The organism is Novosphingobium mississippiense, from assembly GCF_044029535.1.
Taxonomy (GTDB): domain Bacteria; phylum Pseudomonadota; class Alphaproteobacteria; order Sphingomonadales; family Sphingomonadaceae; genus Novosphingobium.
The window spans coordinates 227,140-242,525 of the sequence record NZ_CP147003.1; the positions used below are offsets into that span (position 1 = coordinate 227,140).

Genomic DNA, 15,386 nt, shown 5'->3' on the forward strand with positions numbered 1-15,386 from the left:
GCCTTTCGAACTAAAACATTTTTTATAAGTGAGTGTAGTTTTTTGTAAAGAGCGTGGCGATGTCAGAAGCCGGTCTGATCGCCGCCCTTCAGCGCCAGGATCTCTCGCGCTTCGGCGGGGCTGGCAATCTCCAGGCCCAGCCCTTCGATGATCTTGCGGACCTGGCGGACCTGTTCGGCATTGCTCTTGGCCAGGTGGCCACGGCCAAGCCAGAGCGAATCCTCCAGCCCCACGCGCACATGGGCGCCCATCGCCGCCGCCATGGCCGCCACCTTCATCTGCGATGCGCCGGCACCCAGCACCGACCAGTTGTAGGCATCGCCGAACAGGCGGTCCGCCGTGCGCTTCATGTGCAGCACTTCTTCCGGATGCGCGCCGATGCCGCCCAGCAGGCCGAACACCGTCTGGATGAACAACGGCGCCTTCACCAGTCCTTCGCGGTAGAAGTAATGCAGGTTGTGGAGGTGCGAGGTGTCGTAGCACTCGAATTCGTAGCGTGCGCCGCTCTCGTTCAGGGTTTCGAGACAGTATCGGATATCGCTGTAGGTATTGCGGAAGATGTAGTCATGGCTGGCCTCCAGCATGGCCGGTTCCCAGTCGTGCTTGAATTCCTTGAAGCGCTTGAGCATCGGGAACAGCCCGAAGTTCATGGAGCCCATGTTCATGCTGGCCACTTCGGGCTTCCAGACCTGGGCGGGCTTGACCCGTTCCTCCACCGTCATGCCCGGCGCGCCGCCGGTGGTGATGTTCAGCACTACACCGCTGCGGCGCTTGATGTCGCGGAGGAAGGGTTCGAAGGCTTCGGGACGCTGATCCGGGCGTCCGTCTTCAGGATTGCGCGCGTGCAGATGCACGATCGCCGCGCCGGCCTCTGCCGCTTCCACGGCGGAATCCGCGATCTCCTGCGCGGTGACCGGCAGATAGGGCGACATGGAAGGGGTGTGGATGCCGCCGGTGATGGCGCAGGTAATGATGACCTTGCTCATGGGGATTCCTGTTCTCAAAAACTGTCGAGGTCGGACGCGAAAGTGATGGGGCCATGATATGCGGCCGCGATCTTCCCGCGGGCGGCATCCAGGCCAGCGGCATCGATGGGGTTGTGCGTGATGACCAGCGCCTTGACCTTGGCACGGCCGGCCAGTTCGCCCACCGCTTCGGGGGTCAGGTGTTCGGCCCGGTAATGGGCATCGACCAGCTTCAGCGTCGCGGCATCGATATCGGGCCGGGCATTGTGGATGCGGGCGAGCGCGGCGTCGGGGTCGATGATCTCGCTGACCAGCAGGTCGGCGCCCACTGCCAGTTGCTCCACCTTGGCGCTGGGCCCGGTGTCGCCGGTGTAGACGATCGCACGACCGGGCAGGTCGAAACGGAGCGACAGCGATTGCGGCGGCGTGCCGCTCGTTCCTGCCGAGAGCGTGGCGTAATGCGTGTTGGCGACGGCGGTGACGCGGCCCCCGTCCAGCGCGACGGTCTGGCCGTCGGCGATCTCGATCACCTTCACGCTGTCTGCCGGGGCGCGGCGGCCGGGAGCGCGCACCACCGATCCCGCTTCGGCGGCGGACGTGACAGCGGCAACCAGGCCATCCACGATCGCGCGCGTTCCCGGCGGGCCGTAGATCGTCAGCACATTGGGCGCGACCACCTGATATCGCCGCCCCAGTAGCGCGAAAAGGCCGCCCACGTGATCGAAATGGTTGTGGCTGATGAACAGGGTATCGACCTGTTCGAAGGGTATCTTGGCCTTGCCCAATTGCTCGACCGCGCCGTCACCCACGTCCACGAGGACCAGGTGTTTGCCGATACGCAGCAGGTTCGCCGGTTCCGAACGCTGCGCATTGGGGATCGGTCCGGCATTGGTGCCAAGCGTGGTCCAGCGCACCGGTTCCTGTGCCATGGCAGCCGTGCCGAACGAAACGGCGGCCACAAGAAACGTCAGTGAACGCGCGATCATTCCATCTCTCCCTGTTCGGCCGCGATCATGGCGTCGAGCCGCCGGCGCACCGCAACGGCGCCTTCGTCGATGCGCAGCAGCGCCGGCTTCAGATCCCAGAAGCCCTGATCGCCCATGCGCGCCTGTTGTGCAGCGATCATCGGCTCATCCTCGGTAGAGAAGATCTGCGCGCGGATCCGCCCGATCGCCGCGTTCATTTCCGCATCGTCCAGCGCGTAATCGCGGGTGGATGCAAAGAAGTAGTGCGTGGTCGTCGCCGTTTCGGGCGTCATGATGTGGACATTGATGGAATTGCCCGCCCCTTCGCGCGGGCTGCCGGTGGGCACGGCGCCGTTGACCAGCTTCATGATCCCGGGCGCACTCCATTCGACATGGGTCCAACTGTCGGCGCGTTCGACGCCGGCGGGCATCTTCTGGCGGACCAGCGGCGGCGGCACATCGTCATAGCTATCCCACTGGATCGCGATGATCCCGTCGTCGCGCTGTTCGACATGGGCGCGCGTGCGCGTGATCGAACCGCCGCCCAGCGTATCGGGATGCAGATAGTCGGTGTGCGAGAGGTCCAGGATATTGTCGACGAACAGCTGGTAGTTGCCTCCGCCGAGGACATAGCCCTTGTTGAAGGCGGTATCGGGAGCCGAGCCCAGAAATGCGAGGTCGCGGATCTGCGCGGCATCTGCCTTTTCGGGATCGCCCATCCAGATCCAGATCGCGCGGTGGGCCTCGACCACCGGGAAGCTGCGGGTCGCCAGCGCGCGGGAGATCGGACCGTGCGGATTGTGTACGCACGTGCCCGAGGCATCGAAGGCGAGCCCGTGGTAGCGGCAGGTAACCACACCGTCGGTTACGTGCCCCATGCTGAGCGGTGCGAAGCGGTGGGGGCAGCGGTCGAACAGCGCCTTCACGATGCCCTCGCCATTGCGGAACAGGAAAATCGGCTGTTCCAGCAGCGTCCGCGCGAGGCCGCTTTCGGCCACTTCGTCGGCCCATGCGGCCATGTACCAGCAGTTGCGCAGATAGTGTGTCATCTTGCTCTCCCTCCGTCCCTTTTGGGATCGGTCATTGCCGGATGTTTGCGGCCTGTTATCGGCCGCTCGCGCGGGCGAGGGCGGTGCCGTCCCAGTCGCGGCCGCGCCAGGCGACGTGCTGGTCGGGGCGGACGAGGCTGAGATCGGCTTGGTAAAGCTCTGCCACCGGCACGCCTTCGGGACGAACGACCGTCAACGGGGCGCCCATCTCGGCGGCTTGCGACACGGCCTTGCTTACTTCCGTCTCGTCAGCATCGGCGGAGACGATCAGCGAGAAGCCGGGGCCGAACAGGTCGTAAAGCGAACGACCGTCTTCCAGCCAGGCGTGGGGGGCCAGATAGCCGGGGCGGGCGGAAGGGACATAAGTCTGGCTGTCATGCGCGGGCGGTTCGCCCGGTTCCTGCGCGACCAGCGGCGACCCCTCGTAGCCGAGGCCCAATACGGTGCCCAGCGTGTTGAATTCGCGCCCCTTTGATGCCTGGATCGACTGGCCCAGCCGATCGCGCAGGGCGATGCCTTCCGGCGAGTCATCCTCGATCGCCGGCGGAATGGCGGCGGTGTAGATGGCAAAGTTCGCCATAGCCTCGTCGATCACCGCGCGGTGGACGGGGCGCCGCTCCGCCTCATAGCTGGCCAGCAGGTGCGATCCGCCCCAGCCCTGGAGCGTGGCGGCGATCTTCCAGCCGAGATCGACCCCGTCGCCCAGGCCCATGTTCATGCCGTAACCGCCGGCGGGCGGGTGCAGGTGGCAGGCATCGCCCGCCAGCATGATGCGGCCGCTGGCGTAGCGATCGGCCAGCAGTTCGCTGGCGACCCAGGTGTCCGCGCTCAGGATCTCCACCGGGGTGTCGATGCCGGTCCGCTGGCGGATCAGGGCAGCGGCATCGTCTTCCGAAATCCGCTGGCCTTCGGGAACGCCGGCGGGCGCGAAGAACCAGGTGTCGTTCCGGTCCATCGGGCCGACCGCGCTGAAGCCGTCCTTGCCGATCTGCCAATAGATCGCGGCAGGGCCATGCGCATGCCGCTCGGCAAGGCCCGGCGCGCGGAAGATGATGTTGTAGGCATGGGTCAGGCCGTGGCGTCCTTCCATGGTCGCGCCGATCAGATCGCGCACTTTGCTGCGCGCGCCGTCGGCACCGACCAGATAGCGGGCGCGCACGTCGAAACGCTCGCCATCGCGCTCAAGCGTGGCAGTGACGCCGTCGTCGTCCTGAACGGCGGTGATGAACGTGGTGTCGTAGCGCGTTTCGATCGACGGCAGCGATCGCACCTTCTCCAGCAACACCTTTTCCAGGGTGTATTGCGGCACCCATTGGCCATGTTCCGGATAGAGCGGCGAGCGTTCGGGCGATGCGTTGAAGGCATTGGCGAAGCGGGTCAGTTCATGCCCGCCCAACGCGGTGACGAACACCATGTTGTTCGGATAGTCGATGCCGAACGGGGATTCTTCCGCCAGCCGATCGGCTATCCCCCAGCGCCGCAGGTGGGTTCGCGTGCGCACGTTCGTGGTCTTGGCGCGCGGTGCGGTGCCGCTGCGCTCGTTGCGTTCGACCACGAGCGCGCGCACGCCGCGCGTCCCCAGTTCGATTGCCGTGGCAAGGCCGGTGGGGCCGGCGCCGATGATCAGGACGTCCGTTTCGATTGCCATGGGATCAGGCCACCTTGTTCTCGATGGCGCCGATGCCGTCGATTTCACACCGCACCACGTCGCCGGACGTCAGGAACACCGGCGGGTTGCGCGCGATCCCGACGCCTTCGGGGGTTCCGGTGGCCAGAATGTCGCCCGGCTCCAGCGTGAACGCGGTCGAGAGGTAGCTGATCTGTTGCCAGATGTTGTGGATGAGCTGGCTGGTGTCGCTGTCCTGCCGCACTTCGCCATTGACCAGGCAACGGATGCCAAGGGCGTGGGGATCGCCGATCTCGTCGGCGGTGACGATCCACGGGCCGATCGGGCCATGCGTGTCGAACGACTTGCCCACCGTGAACGTCGGCGAATGCTTTTGCCAGTCGCGCGCCGAAACGTCGTTGACCACGGTATAGCCGAAGACATGCGCGGGGGCGTCCGCCTCACTCACGCCCTTGGCCGGGGTACCGATGATCGCGCCCAGTTCGGCTTCGTAGTCCAGCTGTTCGGTAACGCCCGGTTCGATCGGATCGAACGGACCCGATAGGCAACTGGTCTGCTTGTTGAACCAGAATTGCTTTTCGGGGACCGCCACGCCCAGCTTGCGCGCTTCTTCGGCATGCTTGCGGTAGTTCATGCCGATGGCCAGGAACTTGCCCGGCCGCTCGATCGGCGCCAGCAGGCTGACGTCGGTCAGCGCGACGCGATCGGTGCTTGCAGCCACATGCTTGCGCACCCGGTCGAGCGCGGATGGGCCGCCCGCGATGATCGAGAGCATCGTCGGATAGTCGCCGCGCAGGCCGTCCAGCGGGATGATCTGGGCGCCTTCGACGACGCCGATATGTGCGCCCGCCTCATCGGCGTACCGTGCCAGTTTCATGCATTCTCTCCGCTTAAATCACTGAATTATTATTGGTCTGGGTTGCCGATCACACGAAGTCGGCGATCACACGAAATCGGCGATCACACGAAATCGGCTGGGGCATCTGGGCCCCATTGCTGACCCATCAGAACGGAAAGGTCGTGAACCGAAGTCGGCGCTTCGGCCGTGAAGACATCGCCATCGGTCCAGTGCTCCAGACGGTGGCCCCAGGGATCCTTCCAATAGTCGAAGACCTGGCTGCCCAGGATGTGGCGGCCGATCCCCCAGTCATGCTTGCGGCCTGCCTGGCGGAGGTGCTCATGGCCGACCATCAGATCGTCCAGATCCAGCACTTCGAACGCCGCATGATGGAACACCGGCGGTTTGCCGGGAATCGCCGCGAAATTGAGGCTGTGGTGATCGGTGGGAACGTCGCCCTGGTCCAGCCGGATGAACGCCGCGGCCAGCGCGCCGTTGGGCGCCCGCACTTCGTCCGACATCACCAGCGCAAAGCGCGAACGCCACCAGTCCCAGGTTTCCTGCGTATCGTTGACGCCCAGCACCACGTGTCCCAGCCGGGCAACGCGGGCGGGGCCGGCGGACAGGCGCTTCGGCGCGTCCGAGCGCTGCTTTTGCGCCAGCGTGTTCCACCCGGCGACGCCGTCCGGGATGGGCGATGCCGGTGCCTTTCCGGCGACGACTTCGATCAGGAACCCGTTCGGATCGCGCAATTGCACCATGGCGCCGCCGCCCGGCGCGGCGATGTCCTGCAAAGGCACGCCTTCCGCCTTCGCCAGCCGCTCCAGTTCCCCGATGTTGGCCGCGCGCACGCTTAGCGCCTGAAAGCCGGGCGCCCCTTCCACGGTTTCATGAAGGTAGGGTGCATCGCCGGTGCCGCGCATCCGCAGCACACCGTCGGCACAGTCACCGGCATCCAGAAGCCCGAATTCGATCAGGAATTCCCGCATTTGCGGCAGGTCAGGCGCGCTGAAACGCACCGATTCAATGCCGTCGATATTGATCCTGCTCACGGCAGTTCTCCCAAGCCTTCGCTGTCCGGATTGCGCCGGATCTCCTTGATTCGTGCAATCGCTTTTTGCACGGGAAAAATGTTTTGACCACAAAAAAAATATTTTTTAGACAAGAAACGATAACGCGATTCGACCGGCGATGACCGGCAGAAAAACTGGGGATCGCGGATCTTGGGAGAATAGGATGTCAGTAAAATCCACGCTCGGGATTTCCGTGGCTGCCATTGCCTTGCTGGCCTTTGGCGGGACGGCACAGGCGCAGGATGCGCAACCCGCAGAAGCTACGCCGCCGGCAGCGAACGGCAGCGGCGTCAACGTCACCGAAATCATCGTGACCGCCAACAAGCGCGCGCAGAACATGCAGGAAGTGCCGATCTCGATCGCCGCCTTCGGCGCGGAGGCGCTGACGACGCAGGGGGTGAAGAGTGTTGTCGATCTTCCCCAGTTGACGCCCGGCCTTGGCTTCACGCGCACGCTGGTGGGTACCAATGCCTTCCTGCGCGGCGTCGGCACGACCAGCGCGGGTTACAGCACTGAAGCGCCCATCGCGACTTACATCGACGGGCTCTACCTTCCGAATTCGGCAGCTTCGTCGTTCTCTTTCAACAATATCGAGCGGATCGAGGTGCTGAAGGGCCCGCAGGGAACGCTCTATGGCCGCAACACCACCGGCGGCCTGATCCATGTGATCACCAAGGAACCGGGGGACGTTCCCGCCGTCGACATGTCGGCAAGCTATGGGAACTACGATACGGTCCAGCTGAATTTCTACGGTTCGACCCCGATTTCCGATACCTTGGCCGTCAACTTCGCGGCGCTCTACATCGATCAGGGCGATGGCTGGGGCAAGAACCTGTTCACCGGCAACGACGTCTACAAATTCCACGACGTGGGCTTCCAGGGCAAGATCCGCTGGCAGCCCGCCCCGGATACCAAGATCACGCTGCGCGGCTTCTACGACAAGGTGGAGACCGACCAGGGCAACGCCGTCGCCATGTTCCCGGGGTCAGTCGGCACCGATGGTTCGACCTATCCGGGACAATACCGGATCAACACGCGCTTCGATCCCTATGCCACCCAGCGCATGTACAGCGTATCGCTGAAGGGTGAGCAGGGGCTGGGCTTCGCCACGCTGACCAGCATCACCGGCTATATCGACAACCGCTCTCCCTCCTTGCAGACGCAGGGCCCGGTGCTTGGCCAGCCCAAGCTTGGGCAGAGCGCGATCAACCTGGGCGGGTTGCAGACGGCCAAGACGTTCAGCCAGGAACTGCAGCTGGCGTCGAACAACAAGTCCTCGCCGCTCCAGTGGATCGTCGGTGCCTTCTATTATCATGACAAGACGATGATCCAGACCGACGTCTACGGCACATGCGTTGCCAATGTCTGCGATCCCAATCCCCGCCTGCTGCCTTCGCGGACTACCGGTTTCCAGAAGACGGAATCGCTGTCCGCCTATGCGGAAGGCACCTATGACATCACGGATTCCACCCACCTTACGCTGGGCCTGCGTTATACCAGCGATCGCAAGCAGTTGGATGGAACACTGGTGCCACTGGCCGGACGACCCAATTCCATCCCGGCGTTCCCGCCCAGCGTCATCACTTCGCCCGATGGCGTCATCGATACCGACGTGAAGTTCGACAAGCTGACCTGGCGCGCCGTGCTGGCGCAGGACCTGACGCCGGATGTCCACGCCTATGTGTCGATGAACCGCGGCTTCAAGTCCGGCGGCTTCAACCCGACCAGCTTCATCAATCCAGCCTCGCGCCCCGAAGTGCTGGACGCGTACGAGCTGGGCGTGAAATCGGAACTGTTCGACCGGGTGCTGCGCCTGAACCTGGCCGGGTTCTATTACAATTATCAGGATATCCAGCTGCGCACTTCGGCCCCGCCGGCGCCTCCCGGTTCGACGATCCTCTACAACGCGGCGTCAGCGCACATTAAGGGGCTGGATGCCGACTTCGAACTGACGCCGGTCAAGGGCCTGCTGATCAACGGCGGCCTGGAATTCCTGGACGCGAAGTATCATGACTTCCCCGACGCGGTCTGCACATCGCCTTCGCCCGGCGGCTTCGGCACGATCACGACGATTTGCGATCTCAGCGGTGCGCGGCTGCCGCAGGCGCCGAAATTCTCCTATTCGCTGGGCATCACCTACAAGCTGGACACGGCGATCGGCGGCTTCGATTTCAACGCGAACGACGGCTACAAGTCCACGTTCGCCTGGGAGCCGGACAATCGCCTGAAGCAGCGGAGCTATCACGTGGTCAATGCCTCGATCACCTGGACGCCGGCGGACACCGGCTTCAGCGTCCAGCTTTACGGTCGCAACCTGGGCGGTGAATACTACTTCGTCAGCGGGGCCAACGGCGGCGGCAACGACGGTTACATCCCCGCCGCGCCGCGCACCTACGGCGTGAAGTTGAGGTATCAGTTCTGATGACGAAGGCCGTCCCGGAATTGGATGTCGACCTGTTCGGCGTTGAGGCGCTGCAGAACCCGTTTCCTCACTACCGGAAGCTGCGCGATGCCGGGCCGCTCGTCCGGCTCGAAACTCCGGGCGTCTACGCGATTGGCCGCTTTCACGATGTGCAGGCGGCCTTGCGGGATGCGGACCGGTTGATCAGCGGCGAAGGCGTCGGCTTCAACGATGTGTTCAACGCGCCCAAGGGCATGAACGTCCTTCAGTCGGACGGCGATCTGCACAAGCGGCTGCGCGCCGCGGTGACCAAGCCGCTAACCCCGGCGCGCCTGTCGCAGGCGCGTGCCGATTTGAAGGCGATGGTCTCGGAACGGATCGGCGCGTTGAAGGGGCAGGGGTGGTTCGACGCCATGCCTGCCCTTGCGTCCTTCCTGCCGGTGGAGGCCGTCTCGCACCTTGTCGGCCTGCCGGATGCGGGGCGGGAGCGGATGCTGGAATGGGCAGGGGCCGCGTTCAACGTCATCGGTCCCCGGCAGGAACCGGAAGACATCGCCAATATGCGCGATGCTTTCGGCTTCCTGTCCACGCTGACGCCTGAAAAGGTGCGGGAAGGCAGTTGGGCGGCGGAACTGTTCTGCGCCGTCACCAATGGGCGCCTCTCCATGCAGGAGGTGATGGCGGCGATCAGCGCCTATGTCATCCCCAGCCTGGACACGACGATCCTTGCCAAGGGACACCTGCTGGCCAACCTTGCCCGCAACCCGGACCAGTGGGCATTGCTGAAGGAACGGCGCGAACTGGTCGGCGCCGCCGTGCTGGAGGGCGTGCGCCACAGTTCGGTGCTGCGCTGGTTTTCGCGCGTGGCGGCTTCGGACTATGCCGTTGGCGATTACGTGATTCCAGCGGGAGAGCGGGTCATGCTGCTGTATGGTTGTGCCAATCGGGACGAGCGCCGCTATGACGATCCCGATCGGTTCGACATTCTTCGCGATGCGCGCGATCATCTTGCCTGGGGCACCGGTCCGCACATGTGCGCGGGAATGAACCTGGCCCGGATCGAGATGGAGGCCTTGCTCGAAGCGCTGCTGGACAGGGATGTCGATCTCGCCATGGGCGATCCGGTCGTGGGCACGAACGCGGGACTGTTCGGGTTCGTGAACCTGCCTTTCCGCATCAACTGACAGGAGAACCTGCGATGTTGCTTTCCGCCCTGACCGGCCCGGCGCCCTGTCCGTGCTGCGCCTATGCCCATGCCGCATCGGCGATGCCGTTCACGCCGTTGCAGACGTTCACGCGGTTCCTGACCGGCATGGGGAGTGCCCCGCGCCACGCAACGGCTGTGCCCGGCAAGCCGGCGCCCGCGCTGCGGATAGAAGGCGTGACCATCGTCGACCCGCGCGATGGCGGCAAGATGCCGAACATGACGATCGCCATGAACGCGGGCCGCATCACGGACATCTTCCCGTCAGGCACCAGCCCCGTTCCCAACGGCGTGGCGGTGGTCGACGGGCGTGGCAAGTTCGTGGTTCCCGGTTACAACGACATGCATTCGCACGTGCTGGAACTGGACGATCCTTCGGGTTCGCTGGCGCTGATGCTGGCCGAAGGGGTTACCGGATTCCGCCAGATGTCGGGCTCTCCCGCGCTGCTGGCGGCGCGGGCCAAGGGCGCCCTGCCGATCGGCGCGATCGCGCCGGCGCTCCATGAAACGCCCGGTTCGCTGATAACCCCGTTCAATGCGGGAACCGTGGACGCCGTTGCTGCGGAAATCCGCCGGCAAAAGGCGCAGGGGGCCGACTTCATCAAGATCGGCATGGTCGCGCCGGAGGTGTTCTTTGCCGCGATCGAGGAGGCGAATGCGCAGGGCATCCCCATCCTCGGCCACTTGCAGGAGGGAACAGACGCCTTGCAGGCCACGGCCGCCGGTTTCCGATCGGTAGAGCATCTGGGGCCGGGCAGCACCATCTGGGTCTGCTGTTCGGACGAGGAAGCCGAATTGCGCGCGGACAGCTATCGGCGCGATGTCATAAAGGCGCCGCCGTTCCGGATACCGTTCCTGGAAACGATCGTCATGAAGCGGTTGGCCAAGATGTTGATCAATCCGGCGGCCTTCGCCCAGCCGAAGGATGTCGATCGGCTGAAGCGCGCGATCGACAGCTATGATCCCGACAAGGGCCATGCCGTAGCCGCGCAGTTCCGGGAGGACGGCAGTTGGCAGGTGCCGACGCTGGTGCGCCTGCGGACGCAGGAATATGCGGACCGTCCGGAATACGAAGCCGATGAAATGCTGGCCTATATGCCGGAAAAGGCAGTCCAGAACTGGCGGGAGGTGACGGCCCGCTACAAGGCTCTGCCATCGGACATGCTGACCGCCTATCGGCAGGCCTATCCCCGCCAGCTTGAACTCGCCAAGCTGTTCAGCGATGCCGGCGTGCGGATGATGGTCGGCACCGACGGCGGTTCCTATCTGGGGCCGGGCTTGACCTTGAAGCAGGAATTCCGCGAACTGGCGGATGCGGGGCTGTCATCGCTCACCATTCTGCGGATGGCCACCGTCAATGCCGCGCAATACCTGGACAAGGAGGCGGAGATGGGGCTGGTGGAGATCGGCTATGAAGCCGATCTGGTGCTGCTGGATTCCGATCCGCTTGGCCCGGTCGAAAACCTGCACGCGATCGCGGGGGTCGTACGCGGAGGCATCCACTATTCCGCGACGGACCTTGCTGCCGTGAAGAGCCGGATTGCCGAAGCTGGTGGCGTCCTGCGGTGACGCGATCGGCCCCGCTGCTTCAAGCTGACGCGAATTGATAAGGCCCGCCCTTGTTCAAGGCGGACTGATAGGCGGGTCTTTCCTGAATCGTTTCGAGCCAGATGTTTGTGATCGGCCGGCCGATAGCCAGGAAGCCCCGCTCCCGCGCCACTTCGAGCGGAAAGCTCATCATGATGTCGGCTGCCGTGAACGTATCTCCGGCAAACCAGGGGCGGGCGCCCAATTCGCGCTCCACGAAATCCAGGTGCACCTCGATCATCGGTTGCAGGCGCTTCTGCGCGGCTTTGCCCAGCATCGGTATCCGTCCCAGCACCAGATTGATCAGCAGCGGCGGCATCAGCGAGCCTTCGGCGTAGTGCAGAAACTGGCGATAGCGCATCGCCGCATCCTCGCCATAAGGCTTGCCCAGTCGGCCGTCCGCCTTCTCGACCAGATATTCGACGATCGCGCCGGTCTCCACGATGATGCGGTTCGCCCCCGAGGGATCCCGGTCGACCAGAACCGGCGATTTGCCAAGCGGATGCACGGCGCGCAGTTCCGGCGGCGCCAGCATGGTTTTGGGATCCCGTTCATAGCGCTTCACCGTGTAGGGAAGGCCAAGCTCCTCAAGCAGCCACAGCACGCGCTGCGATCGCGAATTTTCCAGATGGTGGACGGTGGTCATCGCCATTGGGTTCCATTGCGGGGACACTATCAAGGCAACGGCCGGCCGGGCGCATGGTTGCGCCTGCCGCGCTTCAACGATTTTGCAATGACTGCAAAAGGAAAACCCGCAGACCTCCATGATCGCCGGGCTTCGTGACCCGAGGCGCCATTGAACTGCCTGGCACCGTCAAAGACGATGCCAGGCAGTTCGTGGATCAGGCTGACCGGGCTGCCCTTTCGATCAGAAGATCGCCGCCTTCACGCCCAGCATGAAGCGCGGGCCATAGTATTCGACCTGCAGGGGCCGCTGGTTGTTGCCCAGATAGTAATGCAGCTTCTGGTCGGTCAGGTTGCTGGCCTCTCCGAACAGGGTGACGCTGTCGGTCACCTGCCAGTTCATCGTCAGGTCGAGGCTGGTATAGGCGCCGTAGTAGCTGTCGCTCTCCGCGTCCGATCCGTATTCCTCGATATAGGCGCCCTTGTAGTTCATCGCCAGGCGGGTGGAGAAGCGGCCGTCGTCGTAATAGACGGCCACATTGGCCAGGTTGTTGGCCTGCCGCGGCACGCGCACGTCGCGCCCGTCCGGCAAGGTGAAGCTGGAACGGATCAGCGTGTAGTTGGCATTGACGCCCAGGTTGGAGAGCAGCCCGGGCAGGAAGCTCAGCCGGCGCTGCACGTTGAATTCGAAGCCATAGAGGTCACCCGTGGCGCCGTTGCCCGGTGTCAGGAAGGTCACCCCCTCGATCCCGCGATAAGTGCCGACGCGGCGGGTGTCGTAGATCGGGTTCGAGATGCGCTTGTAGAACGCGCCGGCGGAGATCACCCCGTCGTTGCCAAAGTAGTGCTCCACCATCAAGTCGCCGTTCCACGAATAAGTCGGCTTCAGGTCTGGATTGCCGCCCTGATATTCAAGATCCGCCTCACTGAAGGCGCCGCCGGGGGCTAGATCGCCGAAGTCCGGGCGCGCGAACGTGCGCGTCACGGCCGCGCGCAGCTGCGTGTCGCCCATGCGGTAGGTGGCGTTGAGCGAGGGCAGGACGGAGAGATAGTCGTTCGAACTGCGCGTCGGCTCCAGCGCATCGTTGATCAGCACGTGACCGTCCACGGTCGTCTTGGTGTATTCCAGCCGCACGCCGCCCACCAGCGTGAAGTCCGGCGTGGGGTTCCAGGTGCCCATGGCGTAACCCGCCGCCTGCTTTTCATAGAGCGTGAAAGTGCGGCCCAGCGCACCGCCATTCTCCATCGTCGCGCTCTCGCCCTCATCCAGCACCAGATTGCCGCGATTGGCCAGATACCAGGCGACCAGATCCTTCTCGCTGGCCACTTGCCCGAACTGGCGAGCGTAAGCCGAACCGATCGCCAGTTCGTCCAGATAGTCGTTCCGGGTGGGCTGGTTCATCAGCGGAAACTGCGACAGCGTGGGCACCGGCCCGACCGCCGGGTTCCAGGTGTAGAACAGGTCGGAGAACGAGGCTTCGCGCTTCTTGTCGCGGTACTTGCCGCCCAGTTTGAAGGTCAGCGTGTCGCTGGCCGGCGCCGTCAGGTTGCCCTGAAGCACGATGCGATCGGTTTCCTTCACGCGGATCTTGTAGAGTTCCACATTCGCCAGCGACATCTTCGCCGGGTCCATCGCAAAGTCGGAGGGCAAGTGGTTGCTGATCGCATCGGCCGGATCGGTGCCGCCATCGATGGTGTTGTAGGCATAGTTGCCCGATCCGCGGTTCTCCAGCCCCTGATAGCCGACGTTGTTCTGGTCGAAGCGCACCACGAAGTAGCTGTGATCCTGCTGGTCCGGCGTATTGCCGTAGCGGAACAGGTTTTCGTAGTGCGACACTTTCCAGTCGAACTGCGCGCCATCACCCAGCAGTCCGCCCAGCATGTGCACACCGCCCAGTTCGCCACCCGAAAGCTGGGTGATCAGGGTATTGAAGATGCTCTGCTGCTCGATCCGGTTCTTGTCGAAGCGATAGCGGTGCTTGTAGTGCGTCTCGTCATCGTTCAGCGAACCGTAGATGCCGCGCGCATAGATCTTGCCGCCATCGTCCAGATCGTACTGTATCGCCGCGTTGATGCCGGTGGTTTCCCGCACACCGGTATAGTCGCGCAGTTCCAGGCGGGTGATGCCCACGCCGTCGCCACCCCGGCGCGGCTCGTAGTTGTCGGTCGCCCACTGGCGCTTGTAATACGTTCCCGAAAGAACGAAGCCGAAGCGGCCGATGCGGTCACCATAGACGCCGCTGGCCAGGAAGCCCGCCTTGCCCGATTTCTCTCCATAGTTGACGCCGCCGGTCAGTTGCAGCGTGCGCTTGTCCGGCGCGGTCTTGGTGATGAAGTTCACCGAACCGCCGATGGCATCGCCCTCCATGTCCGGCGTCACCGCCTTGGAGACGATCACCTGATCGATCAGTTCGGACGGGAAGAAGTCGAACGCGGTGGCGCGGCTGGTGGTCTCTTCCTCCGCCGTCGGCAGGCGATCGCCGTTGATCAGGGTGGAATTCCACTGCGACGGCAAGCCGCGCACGGCGACGAAGCGGCCTTCGCCCTGATCGCGCTCGATGGCGACGCCGGGCAGGCGCTGCACGGCTTCGGCGGCATTGCGATCCGGCAGGCGGCCGATGCCATCCGAACTGAGCACGTTGACGATGTTGTCGGCGCGGCGCTGCTGGGCGATGGACTTCATTTCGCCGGCAACGATGGTGCCGGTGACGACAATGTCCGACGCAGGGGCGCCGTCGCCAGCGCCGGTCGGATCGGCGGCGGCGATATCGGCCGTGGTTTCGGCGGCACCGGCCGTGCCGGCGATGAGCATAGCGCCAAGGCTTGCGCCGATGGCGAGCGTGGACATGAAAACGAGTCTGGACATTGCGCTTCCCCGATTACTGTGCCGGAACACTCTCGTTACCGGCCAATTCCCGGAGCGGTCCCTGACATGACTTGTGATGCGGAGACCAATTCATTGGATGCATCGCAGCAATAGACGCGAATTGTTCTTCTTTGAATAAAACAACAGAGCCCCGCCGGACCAAAGCCCGGCGGGGTTCCTAGCGGAA

General features: G+C 64.0%; 11 protein-coding genes. 3 read left to right on the top strand and 8 right to left on the bottom strand.

All coding sequences use genetic code 11. The features are described 5' to 3' along the window. Positions 1-62 precede the first annotated feature (62 nt). The 6 genes from WBP06_RS19560 to WBP06_RS19585 all read right to left on the bottom strand — a co-directional run bounded on the left by WBP06_RS19560 (position 63) and on the right by WBP06_RS19585 (position 6,496). Positions 63-986 (bottom strand): 3-keto-5-aminohexanoate cleavage protein, encoded by a 924-nt coding sequence (locus WBP06_RS19560; protein ID WP_395336365.1) that lies wholly within the window; start codon positions 984-986, stop codon positions 63-65. Positions 987-1,000: 14 nt separating this feature from the next. Continuing rightward, entirely contained in the window at positions 1,001-1,951 is a 951-nt protein-coding gene (locus WBP06_RS19565) for an MBL fold metallo-hydrolase (RefSeq protein WP_395336367.1), read from the bottom strand. After that, on the bottom strand, positions 1,948-2,979 hold the full coding sequence (locus WBP06_RS19570) for a Rieske 2Fe-2S domain-containing protein (protein ID WP_395336369.1): 1,032 nt from the start codon (positions 2,977-2,979) through the stop codon (positions 1,948-1,950). Before WBP06_RS19570 ends, WBP06_RS19565 begins: the two co-directional genes overlap by 4 nt. A 55-nt stretch (positions 2,980-3,034) precedes the next feature. After that, on the bottom strand, positions 3,035-4,627 hold the full coding sequence (locus WBP06_RS19575; protein WP_395336372.1) for an FAD-dependent oxidoreductase: 1,593 nt from the start codon (positions 4,625-4,627) through the stop codon (positions 3,035-3,037). Positions 4,628-4,631: 4 nt separating this feature from the next. Next, a complete protein-coding gene (locus WBP06_RS19580) occupies positions 4,632-5,483 on the bottom strand; it encodes a fumarylacetoacetate hydrolase family protein (protein ID WP_395336375.1) in 852 nt (283 codons plus the stop codon). Positions 5,484-5,566: 83 nt separating this feature from the next. Continuing rightward, positions 5,567-6,496, bottom strand: a complete 930-nt coding sequence (locus WBP06_RS19585) for a VOC family protein (RefSeq protein WP_395336377.1) — start codon at positions 6,494-6,496, stop codon at positions 5,567-5,569. A gap of 184 nt (positions 6,497-6,680) precedes the next feature. On the opposite strand from WBP06_RS19585, the gene WBP06_RS19590 reads away from it, so the two are divergent. Genes WBP06_RS19590 through WBP06_RS19600 form a run of 3 tightly spaced genes read left to right on the top strand, consistent with a single transcriptional unit; the run spans position 6,681 to position 11,691 of the window. Further along, on the top strand, positions 6,681-8,939 hold the full coding sequence (locus WBP06_RS19590) for a TonB-dependent receptor (RefSeq protein ID WP_395336379.1): 2,259 nt from the start codon (positions 6,681-6,683) through the stop codon (positions 8,937-8,939). Then, positions 8,939-10,102 carry a cytochrome P450 gene (locus tag WBP06_RS19595; RefSeq protein WP_395336381.1) on the top strand — a complete coding sequence of 388 codons (1,164 nt, stop codon included), beginning with the start codon at positions 8,939-8,941 and terminating at the stop codon, positions 10,100-10,102. The genes WBP06_RS19590 and WBP06_RS19595 overlap by 1 nt, the downstream gene beginning before the upstream one ends. A 14-nt stretch (positions 10,103-10,116) precedes the next feature. Continuing rightward, positions 10,117-11,691, top strand: coding sequence for an amidohydrolase family protein (locus WBP06_RS19600; protein ID WP_395336383.1), 1,575 nt, complete (start codon positions 10,117-10,119; stop codon positions 11,689-11,691). A 19-nt stretch (positions 11,692-11,710) separates the two neighbouring features. Here WBP06_RS19600 and WBP06_RS19605 read toward each other — a convergent pair whose 3' ends face one another. Both WBP06_RS19605 and WBP06_RS19610 read right to left on the bottom strand, forming a co-directional pair. Next, positions 11,711-12,355 (bottom strand): glutathione S-transferase family protein, encoded by a 645-nt coding sequence (locus WBP06_RS19605; RefSeq protein ID WP_395337525.1) that lies wholly within the window; start codon positions 12,353-12,355, stop codon positions 11,711-11,713. Positions 12,356-12,577: 222 nt separating this feature from the next. Further along, entirely contained in the window at positions 12,578-15,199 is a 2,622-nt protein-coding gene (locus WBP06_RS19610; RefSeq protein WP_395336385.1) for a TonB-dependent receptor, read from the bottom strand. Positions 15,200-15,386 lie beyond the last annotated feature (187 nt).

Excerpts from the sequence above, each read along its gene's own strand:
- WBP06_RS19575 (WP_395336372.1), bottom strand. The coding sequence starts at position 4,627 with ATGGCAATCGAAACGGACGTCCTGATCATCGGCGCCGGCCCCACCGGC.
- WBP06_RS19600 (WP_395336383.1), top strand. The coding sequence starts at position 10,117 with ATGTTGCTTTCCGCCCTGACCGGCCCGGCGCCCTGTCCGTGCTGCGCC.
- WBP06_RS19595 (WP_395336381.1), top strand. The coding sequence starts at position 8,939 with ATGACGAAGGCCGTCCCGGAATTGGATGTCGACCTGTTCGGCGTTGAG.
- WBP06_RS19605 (WP_395337525.1), bottom strand. The coding sequence starts at position 12,355 with ATGACCACCGTCCACCATCTGGAAAATTCGCGATCGCAGCGCGTGCTG.
- WBP06_RS19580 (WP_395336375.1), bottom strand. The coding sequence starts at position 5,483 with ATGAAACTGGCACGGTACGCCGATGAGGCGGGCGCACATATCGGCGTC.
- WBP06_RS19610 (WP_395336385.1), bottom strand. The coding sequence starts at position 15,199 with ATGTCCAGACTCGTTTTCATGTCCACGCTCGCCATCGGCGCAAGCCTT.
- WBP06_RS19560 (WP_395336365.1), bottom strand. The coding sequence starts at position 986 with ATGAGCAAGGTCATCATTACCTGCGCCATCACCGGCGGCATCCACACC.
- WBP06_RS19570 (WP_395336369.1), bottom strand. The coding sequence starts at position 2,979 with ATGACACACTATCTGCGCAACTGCTGGTACATGGCCGCATGGGCCGAC.
- WBP06_RS19590 (WP_395336379.1), top strand. The coding sequence starts at position 6,681 with ATGTCAGTAAAATCCACGCTCGGGATTTCCGTGGCTGCCATTGCCTTG.
- WBP06_RS19565 (WP_395336367.1), bottom strand. The coding sequence starts at position 1,951 with ATGATCGCGCGTTCACTGACGTTTCTTGTGGCCGCCGTTTCGTTCGGC.